General features: G+C 73.5%; 11 protein-coding genes. 4 read left to right on the forward strand and 7 right to left on the reverse strand.

Annotated features, from left to right (window positions below; genetic code table 11):
• Positions 1–2,661 carry a pyruvate, phosphate dikinase gene (gene ppdK, locus ACLQ2W_RS32935; RefSeq protein WP_425791686.1) on the reverse strand — a complete coding sequence of 887 codons (2,661 nt, stop codon included), beginning with the start codon at positions 2,659–2,661 and terminating at the stop codon, positions 1–3.
• Positions 2,662–2,796: 135 nt separating this feature from the next.
• Between ppdK and ACLQ2W_RS32940 the strand changes: the two genes are divergently transcribed.
• Both ACLQ2W_RS32940 and ACLQ2W_RS32945 read left to right on the forward strand, forming a co-directional pair.
• Positions 2,797–3,300 (forward strand): GNAT family N-acetyltransferase, encoded by a 504-nt coding sequence (locus ACLQ2W_RS32940; protein WP_425791688.1) that lies wholly within the window; start codon positions 2,797–2,799, stop codon positions 3,298–3,300.
• A 10-nt stretch (positions 3,301–3,310) separates the two neighbouring features.
• On the forward strand, positions 3,311–3,937 hold the full coding sequence (locus ACLQ2W_RS32945; RefSeq protein WP_425791690.1) for a hypothetical protein: 627 nt from the start codon (positions 3,311–3,313) through the stop codon (positions 3,935–3,937).
• 6 nt (positions 3,938–3,943) lie between these two features.
• Here the strand turns inward: ACLQ2W_RS32945 and ACLQ2W_RS32950 are convergent, their stop codons facing one another.
• Positions 3,944–5,479, reverse strand: coding sequence for an FAD-dependent monooxygenase (locus tag ACLQ2W_RS32950; RefSeq protein WP_425791692.1), 1,536 nt, complete (start codon positions 5,477–5,479; stop codon positions 3,944–3,946).
• An 86-nt stretch (positions 5,480–5,565) separates the two neighbouring features.
• Entirely contained in the window at positions 5,566–6,180 is a 615-nt protein-coding gene (locus ACLQ2W_RS32955) for a TetR family transcriptional regulator (RefSeq protein ID WP_425791694.1), read from the reverse strand.
• A gap of 186 nt (positions 6,181–6,366) precedes the next feature.
• Between ACLQ2W_RS32955 and ACLQ2W_RS32960 the strand changes: the two genes are divergently transcribed.
• Complete coding sequence (locus tag ACLQ2W_RS32960; RefSeq protein WP_425791696.1) at positions 6,367–7,734, forward strand: hemolysin family protein; 1,368 nt, start codon at positions 6,367–6,369, stop codon at positions 7,732–7,734.
• Positions 7,735–7,804: 70 nt separating this feature from the next.
• Here the strand turns inward: ACLQ2W_RS32960 and ACLQ2W_RS32965 are convergent, their stop codons facing one another.
• The 4 genes from ACLQ2W_RS32965 to ACLQ2W_RS32980 all read right to left on the reverse strand — a co-directional run bounded on the left by ACLQ2W_RS32965 (position 7,805) and on the right by ACLQ2W_RS32980 (position 10,185).
• Positions 7,805–8,122: a PRC-barrel domain containing protein gene (locus ACLQ2W_RS32965; RefSeq protein WP_405093666.1), complete on the reverse strand. Its 318-nt coding sequence runs from the start codon at positions 8,120–8,122 to the stop codon at positions 7,805–7,807.
• The gene (locus ACLQ2W_RS32970; protein ID WP_425791698.1) at positions 8,109–8,489 is read right to left on the reverse strand and encodes a hypothetical protein; all 381 of its coding nucleotides are present in this window, start codon (positions 8,487–8,489) and stop codon (positions 8,109–8,111) included. Before ACLQ2W_RS32970 ends, ACLQ2W_RS32965 begins: the two co-directional genes overlap by 14 nt.
• Positions 8,486–9,712 (reverse strand): NRAMP family divalent metal transporter, encoded by a 1,227-nt coding sequence (locus ACLQ2W_RS32975; RefSeq protein ID WP_425791700.1) that lies wholly within the window; start codon positions 9,710–9,712, stop codon positions 8,486–8,488. The genes ACLQ2W_RS32970 and ACLQ2W_RS32975 overlap by 4 nt, the downstream gene beginning before the upstream one ends.
• Before the next feature lie 83 nt (positions 9,713–9,795).
• The gene (locus ACLQ2W_RS32980; protein ID WP_425791702.1) at positions 9,796–10,185 is read right to left on the reverse strand and encodes a PaaI family thioesterase; all 390 of its coding nucleotides are present in this window, start codon (positions 10,183–10,185) and stop codon (positions 9,796–9,798) included.
• A 102-nt stretch (positions 10,186–10,287) separates the two neighbouring features.
• Here ACLQ2W_RS32980 and tyrS point away from each other — a divergent pair, with 102 nt between their 5' ends.
• Positions 10,288–11,571, forward strand: coding sequence for a tyrosine--tRNA ligase (gene tyrS, locus ACLQ2W_RS32985; RefSeq protein ID WP_425791705.1), 1,284 nt, complete (start codon positions 10,288–10,290; stop codon positions 11,569–11,571).
• Positions 11,572–12,202 lie beyond the last annotated feature (631 nt).

Genomic DNA, 12,202 nt, shown 5'->3' on the forward strand with positions numbered 1-12,202 from the left:
CTAGCGGGAGTCGGACGAGTCGGTGCCGGCCGCGACGGCGACCCGGCCGGCGGCCAGCCGCGCCACCGGCACCCGGTACGGCGAGCAGGAGACGTAGTCGAGCCCGGCGGCGGCGAAGAACGCGATCGAGTCCGGGTCGCCGCCGTGCTCGCCGCAGACGCCGACGGTCAACCCGGGGCGGGCCGCCCGGCCCTCGGCGACGGCCAGCCGGACCAGCCGCCCCACGCCGCTGACGTCGAGGCGCTCGAACGGCGAGACCGGGAAGATCCCCCGGGCCAGGTACGCGGGGAAGAACGACCCTTCCACGTCGTCCCGGGAGAACGCCCAGGTGGTCTGCGTCAGATCGTTGGTGCCCAGCGAGAAGAAGTGCGCCTCGGCGGCGATCTCCCCGGCGGTCAGCGCGGCGCGGGGCGTCTCGACCATGGTGCCGATCGGGATCTCCGGCGCGCCGTCCACCTCGGCCAGCACGCGTCGTGCCTCGTCGGCCACCGCGACGAGTTCGCGGACGTCCCCGACCAGCGGCACCATGATCTCCGGGCGCGGGTCGCCGCCGGCCCGCAGCCGCTGCGCGGCGGCCTCGGCCAGCGCCCGCACCTGCATGGCGAACAGCCCCGGCACCACCAACCCGAGGCGGACGCCGCGCAGCCCCAGCATCGGGTTCGCCTCGTGCATCCGGCGCACCGCGGCCAGCAGCGTCGCGTCCCGGCCCGGGTCCTCGCCACGCGCCTGCGCGCGGGCCACCCGGGCGGTCAGCTCCGCCAGCGGGGGCAGGAACTCGTGCAGCGGCGGATCGAGCAGCCGGACCGTGACCGGCAGTCCGTCCATCGCGGCGAGCAGCCCCACGAAGTCGGCCCGCTGCAACGGCAGCAGTGCGTCCAGCGCCGCGTCCCGTTCCGCCGGCTCGTCGGCGAGGATCAGCCGCTCGACGAGGGCCCGGCGCTCGCCGAGGAACATGTGCTCGGTCCGGCACAGCCCGATGCCGGCGGCGCCGAGCCGGCGGGCCCGGCGGGCGTCCTCCAGGGTGTCCGCGTTGGCCCGGACACCCAGCGTCCGTACCGCGTCGGCGTGCCCGAGCAGGCGGTGCACGGCGGCCACCAGCGGGTCGCTCTCCGGGCGCAGCTCGCCGGCCAGGTACCGGGCCACCGGCGACGGCTGCACCGGCACCTCGCCGAGCCAGATCCGCCCGGAGGTGCCGTCGATCGAGATCAGCTCGCCGGCCCGCACCACCCGGTCGCCGACCGTGAACTCGCCGCGGTCGACGTCGATGCGCAGCGCCTCCGCCCCGCACACACAGGTCCGGCCCATGCCGCGGGCCACCACGGCGGCGTGCGACGTCTTCCCGCCGCGCGAGGTGAGCACACCGGCCGCGGCGATCATGCCGGGCAGGTCGTCCGGGTTGGTCTCCGGGCGGACCAGGATCACCGGCCCGTCGGCCGCCGCCGCGGCGGCGGAGTCGAAGACCACCCGGCCGACCGCCGCGCCCGGCGAGGCGCCCACCCCGACCGCCAGCGGCGGGGCCGCCCCGTCGGTGTCGAACGCGGGGAACATGAGCTGGGCGAGCTGCGCCCCGGTCACCCGGGTCAGCGCCTCGTCCGCGGTGATCAGCCCCTCGTCGGCGAGCTGCGCGGCGATCACGAACGCGGCGGCGGCGGTGCGCTTGCCGACCCGGGTCTGCAACATCCACAGCCGTCCACGTTCGATGGTGAACTCCACGTCGCACAGGTCGCGATAGTGCCGTTCCAGCGTCGCCATGATCTGCCGCAGCCGGTGGAAGCTCGCCGGGTCCAGCCGCTCCAGCTCGGTCAGCGGCACCGTGTTGCGGATGCCGGCCACCACGTCCTCGCCCTGCGCGTTGGTCAGGTAGTCGCCGTACACGCCGGGCGCGCCGGTGGCCGGGTCGCGGGTGAACGCCACCCCGGTGCCGGAGTCCGGGCCCAGGTTGCCGAAGACCATGGCCATCACGTTGACGGCGGTGCCCAGGTCGTCCGGGATCCGCTCCTGCCGCCGGTAGACCCGGGCCCGCTCCGAGCGCCAGGAGGAGAACACCGCGCCGACGGCGAGGAAGAGCTGCTCGTGCGGGGCCTGCGGGAAGTCGTGCCCGACATGCCGGGTGAAGATCTTCTTGTACGTGTCGACCAGGTCGCGGAGCTGCTCGGCGTTCGGCCCGCCCGGCCCGGCGGTGGCCCGCACCGCGGCCAGCTCGTGCGCGAACTCCTCGGCCGGGATGCCGTGCACGGTGTGCCCGAACATCTGGATCAACCGCCGGTAGGAGTCCCAGGCGAACCGCTCGTCGCCGGCGTGGGCGGCCAGCCCGGCCACCGTGACGTCGTTGAGCCCGATGTCGAGGATCGTCTCCATCATGCCCGGCATCGAGTACCGGCCGCCGGAGCGGACCGCCAGCAGCAGCGGGTCGTCCGGGTCGCCGAGCCGCCGGTCCAACCGCGCCTCGACCTGGCGCAGGTGCGCGTTGATCTCCTCGTACAGCCCGTCCGGGGGCGTGCCGGTGGCCAGGTAGGCGCGGCACGCGTCGGTGGTGACGGTGAACCCGGGCGGCACCGGCAACCCGAGCCGGGTCATCTCGGCCAGGTTGGCGCCCTTGCCGCCGAGCAGGTCGGCCCGGCTCCGGTCACCCTCGATGAAGTCGTAGACGTACTTCCGCATGGTCCGGCCTCCTCGGCTGCGTGGTTCCTCCTCCGTGGTAGCGGTCCGGCCGGCCGCCCCGGCAGGGCCGGACGGGACCCGGGACGGGCCGGAGGTCCCGACCGGTGTCGGTGGGTCCGCGTATCGTTCCCGGCCGTGACCCCCGCTGTGGAAATCCGTCCGGTCCGGGACGACGACCTGCCCGCGTTCTTCGCCCACGAGCAGGACCCGCAGGCCAACTGGATGGCCGCGTTCGGTCCGAAGGACCCGGCGGACCGGGCCGCGTTCGACGCGCACTGGGCGCGGATCCGAGCCGACGAGCGCATCGTCAACCGCACGATCGTCGCCGGCGGCGAGGTGGTCGGCCACGTGGCGGCGTTCCCGGTCGACGACCGGACCGAGGTCAGCTACTGGATCAACCCGGAGCGCTGGGGGCGCGGCCACGCCACCGCCGGGCTCACCGCGCTGCTGCGGGAGCTGCCGCAGCGGCCGGTGCGGGCCCGCGCCGCGAAGGACAACGCCGCCTCGCTCGCGGTGCTGCGCAAGTGCGGCTTCGTCGTGGTCGGCGAGGACGCGGGATACGCTCCCAGCCGCGGCGTCGAGGTCGAGGAGTGGGTGCTGGAGCTGCCCGCCGAGGCACCTGACCAGCGCGACCACTAGTGTCCCCGGGGTGAACTGGCTGGAACTCGTCGGCTGGGCCGGCTCCGCGCTGCTGGTCTGGTCCCTGCTACAGACGCGCATCCTGCGGCTGCGCGCGCTCAACCTGGTCGGCTGCCTGATCCTGATCGGCTACAACGCCGCCCTGCACGTGTGGCCGATGGTCGGGCTGAACGTGGTGCTCACCGTGATCAACCTCTGGTACCTGCGCAAGCTGCTGGCCACCCGGCACGACGAGCAGACCTACCAGGTGGTGGAGGTGGGCACCGGCGACGCGTTCCTGGCCCACACGCTGCGGGTGCACGCCACCGACATCGCCCGGTTCAACCCGGCGTTCCGCTGGGACCCGGCCGACGCCGACCGCTCGGCGTTCCTGGTGGTCCGCGCCGACGAGGTGGTCGGCGTGATGGTGTCGCACGCCGAGGCCGGCGGGGTGGCCCAGATCGACCTGGACTACGTGACCCCGCCGTTCCGCGACTTCACCCCCGGCGAGTTCGTCTACCGGCGCAGCCGGCTGTTCACCGACCGGGGGTTCCGCCGGGTGGTCAGCCCGCCGGGCATGGTCGCCCCCTACTACCACCGGCTCGGTTTCCGCCCGGAGGGCGGCGCGTACGTGCTGGACCTGCCCGCCCCGGCCTGAGCCGGGTCAGGCCGGCGTGCTCGCGTGGTCGCGGGGCCGGCCGAACCAGCGGGTCAGCGCGGCGCGCAGCCCGTCCCGGTCCGGTGCCGCCGCCTCGGACGCCCAGGCCAGGTAGCAGTCCGGGCGCAGCAGCAGCGCGGTCGAGGCGGTGCCCGCCAGCCGGCCGTCGACCACGTCGACCCGGTCCCGCCACGGGCCGGCGGTCCCGCCCAGCGTGCCGGTGCCGTCGAGCAGCAGCGGGCGCGCGTCCCGGGTCAGCTCGGCCAGCCGCACCGGCCCGGTGTCGCGGTGCACCACCAGGTCCGGCGCCCAGGTGCCGACCGGCGGCCCGTCCGGTCCCGGGTCGTAGCGGATGTCCGCGCCGGCCATCAGCGCGGCCACGTGCCCGGCGTTCCCCGGCCGGGCGAGCAGCTCACCGACGAGTTCGCGCAGCGCGGTGACCTCGGCGCCCGGCGCGATCAGCGCGGACTGGGCCTGGGTCGACATGGTGACCCGCCGGGCCGCCGGTCGGCGTTCGGCCTCGTACGTGTCGAGCAACCCGTCCGGGGCCCAGCCGTGCAGCCGCGCGGCCAGCTTCCAGCCGAGGTTCACCGCGTCCTGGAGGCCGAGGTTCAGCCCCGGCCCGCCGATCGCAGAGTGGACGTGGGCGGCGTCGCCGAGCAGCAGCACCCGGCCGGCCCGGTAGCGCTCGGCGAGCCGGGTGTTGCCACCGGCCAGGCGGCGCAGCAGGTGCGGACCGGGCCCGGCCGGCGGGCCGAGCGGCACCTCGACCCCGAGCACCCGGGCCACGCTGGCCCGCATCCCGTCGAGCGTCAGCGGCGCGTCCGCCTCCGGGGTCGCCGGCCACTCGACGGTGCTGACCAGGGGCGCCCGGTCGGGAAACGGCGCCCAGACGATCAGCCCGTGCTCGGTGCGGGTGTGCTGGAACGGCGGCACGACCCCGTACCCGGGCACGACGAGACCGCCGGTGGCCGGGTCGACCAGTTCCGGCGGCACGCCGACCTGGGCGGTACGCGAGACGGACCGGTCCGTGGTGACGCCGGGGAAGCCGATGCCGGCCAGCTTCCGCACCGTGCTGCGTCCGCCGTCCGCGCCCACCAGGTAGCGGCATTCGAGCGTGGTGCCGTCGGCAAAGTCGACCTCCACCGCGTCGGAGCTTTGCCGCAGCCCGGTCACCTCGCACCCGCGGCGGACCGGCACGCCCAGTTCGGCGACCCGTTCGGCGAGCACCCGCTCGACCTGCCGCTGGGGCACCGCCAGCCCGTACATCGGGTTGTCCGCGACGGCGGCCAGGTCCAACGGCAACGCGCCGAAGACGAACCCGGGCGTCGGTCGTGGCGGCGCGGCGGAGCCGGCGAGGCGCTCGTGCAGGCCGCGCCGGTCGAGCATCCGGACGACCTGGCCGACCAGCCCGTTGGCCCGGTTCTCGGTGGTCGGCGCGGTCAGCCGGTCGCACACCACGGGCTGGACCCCCGCCAACGCCAACTCAGCCGCGAGCATGAGCCCGTTGGGCCCCGCCCCCACCACAAGCACATCAATCACCACAGTTCCTCCCAGGGATGAAAGGCCGGGCCCCCGGTTAACGCCTCCGGTCGAGAAGGGGCCCCTTCTCACGGGGGCGGGGTGGGTCAGCGCGGCGGGGGCAGCCCGGCGGCGAGCTGGGCCAGCGCGTCGGAGAGCAGCCGCTCCATCGGCGCGGGACGCGCGGCGCGCAGGTAGTGCCGCATGGCCGCGCCGACGCCCGCGTTGACCGCGGCGGCCACCAGGTGCGGGTAGAGATCGCGGCCGGCGTCGGTGCCGGTGCGCTCCGCGACGGCCTCGGCCAGCTCGGCGGCGGCGACCGCGCCGGCCCGCAGCATCTCGCCCTGCAACGCCGGCTCGGCGAGCATCACCCGCAGCCCGGCGACCCACTCCTCGTGGGCGCCCGGTGGTGACTGCTCGACCTCCGGACCGGGCGCCCACGAGGTGAGGAACGCCGCCTCGATCGCGCGCCAGAGCGGCTCGCTGGCCGGCCGGGCGCGGAGCGCGTCCACCACCCGGCGGCTGCGGTCCAGGTGTCGGGCGGAGATCGCCTCGGCCTTGCTGGCGAAATAGTTGTTGAACGTCCGTGGGGACACGCCGGCGGCCTGCGCGATGTCCTCCACCAGCACGGCGTCGTAGCCGCGCGCCACGGTCAGGCGGATGGCCGCCCAGCTCAGCGCCGCTCTGGTCGCGGCCTTCTTGCGTTCCCGCAGTCCGCTCACCCACCGACCGTAGCAACAAATGCGTGGCACGCAAATATGCGGAGCCCGCAAGATTCTGTCAGGTCAGGAGAAGCACAGGATTCAGGCACGAGCCGGCGGGGCACAGAGGGGCCACGCCGACCGGGTCTGCCGGCCGGCGAGTCGGCCATCGGCCGACCCGGATCGGGTCGAGGGAGACAACCGGTCGTGCAGAGCTACTGGAGCCAGTTGGCCCTGGTCGGGGTGCTGGTCATCGTCAACGCGGCCTTCGCCGGCAGCGAGATGGCCCTGGTGTCGCTACGGGACAGCCAACTGCAACGGCTGGAGCGCAGCAGCCGCGCCGGCCGCACCCTCGCCCGGCTGGCCAAGGACCCGAACCGGTTCCTCGCCACCATCCAGATCGGGATCACCCTCGCCGGCTTCCTCGCCTCCGCCGCCGCGGCCGTCTCCCTGGCCCGCCCGCTGGTGCCGCTGCTCGGCGTCTTCGGCGACGCCGCCGAGACGGTCGCCATCGTCGCGGTCACCCTGGTGCTCACGTTCGTCACGCTGGTCTTCGGCGAGCTGGCGCCCAAGCGCATCGCCATGCAGTCCGCCGAGCGCTGGGCGCTGGTGGTGGCCCGACCGCTGGACGTGCTGGCCAGCCTCACCCGGCCGGCGGTCTGGCTGCTCGGCGCCACCAGCGACATGGTGGTCCGCCTGTTCGGCCTCGACCCGAAGCACGAGCCGGAGGAGATCGGCCCGGACGAGCTGCGCGACATCGTGGCCGGCAACCACGGCTTCACCAAGGAGCAGCGCACCATCATCGCCGGCGCGGTGGAGATCGCCGACCGGCAGTTGCGGGCCGTCCTCGTACCCCGGTTGCAGGTCTTCACGCTCGACAGCGGGACCACCGCGGAGGCCGCGCGGCTGGTCCTGGCGGCGACCGGGCACTCCCGGGCGCCGGTGGTCCGGCACGGCGGCCTGGACGACGCGGTCGGCGTCATCCACCTGCGCGACCTGGTCGGCGTCCCCGACGACCGGCCGGTCGACGACATCGCCCGCCCACCGATGCTGCTGCCCGACTCGCTGTCCGTGGTCGACGCGCTGCGCCAGTTCAAGGCCGAGCGCCAGCACATCGCGCTGGTGGTGGACGAACGCGGCGCGGTCGACGGGATCGTCACGCTGGAGGACATCCTTGAGGAGATCGTCGGCGAGATCTACGACGAGACCGACCGCGACCTCCAGGCGGTCCACACCGAGGCGGACGGCACGCTGGTGCTGCCCGGCACCTTCCCCGTGCACGACCTCACCGATCTCGGGGTCGAGCTGCCCAACCGGCCCGCCGGCGACTACACCACCATCGCCGGGCTGGTGCTGATCTGCCTCGGGCACATCCCGACCGTGGCGGGGGAGCAGGTCGCCGTGGACGGCTGGGAGCTGACCGTGGCCGGGGTGGACCAGCGCGCCATCGTCGAGGTGCACCTCCGGCGCCGTCCCCGGCGCGAGCGGAACAACGGCGACGACGCGGACGGCGCCGAGCCGGCCGACGACGCCGACCCGGCGGACACCCCGGAACTCGACGAGGCACGCCGCTGACGGTCCCGCCACCCCGCGCCGGTCACCCGGCGCGGGGACCAGCCCTGCGGCGTCCGGCGCGGGGGTCGGCTCAGCGCCGGTCGGCGGGTGGGCCGAACGGGAAGCCGGCCACCGGCGGATGCAGCCGCACCGCGTCGGCCGGCACCTGGTGGGTGCTGCGCCCCACCAGCCGGGCGACCGCCCGCAGCAGCCACGGCCCGGCCGGGTGCAGCTCCGGCCCGATCAGCCGACTGGTCACCCGGGTCCACCAGTGCCCGGCCACGATCACGTCGGCGATCCGCAGCCGCTCCGGCGGCCAGCCCCCGCGCACCACCACGTCCACCACCCGGCCCAACCGCCGCCCGTGCAGGTCGTACGCGGTGCGCCCGAGCAGCTCACCCGCTCGCACGGTACGCCCCCGGGATCCGCTCGATCAGGTGGCGGCGCAGCCACGACTCCACCGGTGAGGACGGCAGGTCCGCGGCCCGGCAGCGCAGCCGAACCGCGCTGTCCACCCGGGCCACCACCGCCAGCGGCACCCGCAACGGCGGCACCGGCGGATCGTCGGTGAACCGGTCGGCGACCGCCACCAGCAGCCGTCCGATCCGGCCGCCGATCCGCTCCCCGAGCGCGCCCTGGCCGGTGAGCAGGCTGTCCACGTACGGATAGCCCGCCCCGTCCACCGCGAACGCGACGTCGTCCACGCGCCCGACCAGCCGGCCCTCGGCGTCGACGATCTGCCGGTCGAGCAGTTGCCTGGCGAGCTGGACCCTCATCGCCCCATCCCCGTCATGATCGCCAGTGGGATCGCCGCCACCGAGGCGGCGACGATGAGCAGCAGGAACACGGCGCCGAGCAGGTTCGACCACCACCCGTTGACCCGGTCCCCGAGGTAGGTGCGGTCGTTGGCCACCACCAGGATCGGCAGGTAGGTCAGCGGCAGCACCACCGCGCTCAGCACCAGCATGTACTCGGTCAGCCGGACCGGGTCCACGGTCGTCATCAGCATCACCACACCGAGCAGCAACCCGAGCAGCAGCACGCTGTGGAACCGGGCCGCCTCCCGGGGGCTGACCCGCTTGCCCCACTGCCAGCCGAAGTACTGCGCCGCCGCGTACGCCGCCGACAGGCCGGTCTCCAGCGCCGCGCCGAACGTCACCGCGAAGAACGCCAGCACCGCGGCGACCAGACCGGCGCCGCCGAGCGCGGTCGCCACCGGCCGCGCCACCTGGTCGAGCGAGGTCAGGGACGCGTCGGACGGGTGGTAGGCCACCGTCGCCACGGCGATCAGCGACAACGCCAGGAAACCGCCCACCGGGAAGCCGATCAGCACGTTCGACCGGGCGCGCGCCAGGTCGGCCGGGCCCCACCGCTCCTCCACCCCGCCGGAGGAGAAGAAGAAGACCTCGTACGGGCTGACCGTGGACGCGAACAGCGCCACCGCCACGAACCAGTACAGCGGCCAACCGTGTCCGGCCGAGCTGACCCGCCACGCCCCCTGCCCGAGTTCCGCCCAGTCGGTCGGCAACGCCACCAACGCGACCGCGAAGACCAGCAGCGCCAACCCGGCCAGGCCGAAGATCCGCTCCATCAGCTCGAAGCGCATCCGCCACAGCACCAGCCAGACCGCCAGCGCGGCCAGCGGCACCCAGAGCAGGTGGCTGAGCCCGGTGGCCAGCGTGAGCGCCAGCGCCACCCCACCCAGCTCCGCGGCCAGCGTCACGACCGTGACCAGCCACGACGCCACCAGGTTGAGCAACGCGACCCGGGGCCCGAGCCGCTCCCGGACCAGGTCGAACACCGCCCGGCCGCTCACCGCCGCGATCCGGCCGGCCATGTCCGCGTACGCGCAGATGCCCACCACCCCGACCAGCAGCACCCAGGCGTGGGCCATGCCGAACAGCGCACCAGCCTGGCTGGCCGCCACCAGGTCGCCGATGTCGACGAAGCCGCCGATGGCCGAGAGCACGCCCAGCGTGGCGGCGAGCAGCTTCCTCACGTCGGGTCGGGAGCGGCTGGTCTCATCGACGCGACGATATCGGCGTCAGTGCCCCGCTATCGGGGGAATCGGGTAGTCCGGCGTCAGTCGGCGGTCAGGTTCTGCAACCGCACCTGCCCACGGGCGACCAGCCGGGCGTCGCCGTCGGTGATCTCCACCAGCCACAGTTGCTGACTGCGACCCCGGTGCACCGGCGTGCCGACCGCGGTCAACTCGCCGTCGCGGACCGCGCGCAGGAAGTCGGTCTGGTTCGACACCCCGACCACCCGGCCCCGGTCGCCCAGCCAGAGCGAGCCGCCGACGCTGGCCGCGGTCTCCACCACCGAGCAGTAGACGCCACCGTGCTGGATCCCGTGCGGCTGGTGCAGCTCCGGGCGCACCCGCCAGCGGATCACCACCCGGTCGGCGCTGACCTCGTCCAACTCCAGCCCCAGCAGGGCCACGTAGCCCCCGGTCAGGTCCGGTGTCTCCACCCTGGTTCCTCCTCGCGCTCGACGGCGCCGCCAGCCTAGTCGCCGCCGCCGTCGGCAAACCCGGTACGGCCCCGGGCTGGGGATGGGGGAGAATCGGTGACCGTGACCGACAGCAACCTCCCGCCGGGGCGGGACTCCTTGACCGAAGACCTGCTGTGGCGGGGCCTGATCCAGGACTCGACCGGCCCCGACGAGCTGCGTGCGCTGCTCGACGGCCCGAGCGCCACGTTCTATGTGGGCTTCGACCCGACCGCCCCCAGCCTGCACGTCGGCAACCTCATGCAGGTCGTCACCGCCCGCCGGCTCCAGCTCGCCGGGCACCGGCCGCTGCTGCTGGTCGGTGGCGCCACCGGTCAGATCGGTGACCCCAAGGAGAGCGCCGAGCGGACGCTCAACCCGCCGGAGGTCATCGCCGGCTGGGTCCAGCGCATCCGGGACCAGCTCTCGCCGTTCGTCACCTACACCGGCGACAACGCGGCCCGCATGGTCAACAACCTGGAGTGGACCGGCGAGATGTCGGTGGTGGAGTTCCTCCGGGACGTCGGCAAGCACTTCCCGGTGAACAAGATGCTGGCCCGCGAGGTGGTCAAGGCCCGGCTGGAGAGCGGCATCAGCTACACCGAGTTCAGCTACCAGCTCCTCCAGGCCAACGACTTCTTCGAGCTGCACCGCCGGCACGGCTGCCAGCTCCAGTACGGCGGCTCGGACCAGTGGGGCAACATCACCGCCGGGGTGGACTACGTCCGCCGGCGCGGCGCCGGCCCGGTGCAGGCGTTCACCACCCCGCTGGTCACCAAGTCGGACGGCACCAAGTTCGGCAAGAGCGAGACCGGCGCGGTCTGGCTCGACCCGGAGATGACCAGCCCGTACGCCTTCTACCAGTTCTGGCTCAACGCCGACGACCGCGACGTGACCCGTTACCTGCGGTACTTCAGCTTCCGCTCCCGGTCGGAGCTGGAGGAGTTGGAGAAGGCCACCGCCGAACGCCCGCAGGCGCGGGCGGCCCAGCGGGCCCTGGCCGAGGAGCTGACCACGCTGGTGCACGGCGAGCGGGAGACGGCCCAGGCGATCGCGGCGAGTCAGGCGCTGTTCGGGCGCGGGGCGCTGGACGAATTGTCGCCGGAGACGCTGCGGGCCGCGCTCGCCGAGGCGGGGCTCGTGCCCGTCGACGAGCTGCCGGACGTCGCCGGCCTGCTCAAGGAGTCGGGTCTGGTCCCGAGCATGAAGGAGGCCCGGCGAGTGATCGCCGAGGGCGGCGCCTACGTCAACAACGTCCGGGTCGCCGAGGTCGACGCGACGGTCTCCGACGCCGACCTGCTGCACGGCCGCTACCTGGTGCTGCGCCGGGGGAAGCGCTCGTTCGCGGGTGTTGAGCTGCGGGGATAGTCGACCGTCGACGATGTGACGGGAGACGCGCCCGGCGGATTTGACGATCAATCCGTCGGGCGCGTAACTTTCTCTCTGCCAGCGCGGAACGGACGAACAGGGCGAAAGACCTGGGAGGCCGGAGCGCAGGACCTGGAAACCGGGTGGTGCCCCGGATCCGCCGGGAGGCGGATTTGGTGAGGCGGAACCGACCGGGTAAGGTTATCGGCCGGCAGGGAAACGGACGGGCCAGCGGGAGACCGCGAACGGCCGTCCTGCCGAATTCCTCGAAGCGACCGACGCGAGTCGGCCGAATCGTGGTGCCCGGCAAAAAGGTGATGCACGACAAACTGGCAAACACCGGTTTGACACGGCGGAAACCACCGGGTAACGTAGTAAAAGTGCCCGGCGCGAGAGCGGCGGGGATGCGAACGAAATACCCCGGGTCGGGGGGCCTCCTGGTGGGGGTTTCCGGGTTGGTGTGTGGTTGTTCTTTGAGAACTCAACAGGGTGCTTGATAAGCCAGTGCCAATTGTTTTATACCCCGGACTGGTCAGGCTTTGGTCTGTCTGGTTGGGATTCCTTTGGCAACACTTTTGTTGCCAGGACATTGTGTCCGACAAAGTTTTTGTTGGAGAGTTTGATCCTGGCT

The organism is Micromonospora sp. DT227, from assembly GCF_049841835.1.
Classification (GTDB): Bacteria; Actinomycetota; Actinomycetes; order Mycobacteriales; family Micromonosporaceae; genus Micromonospora.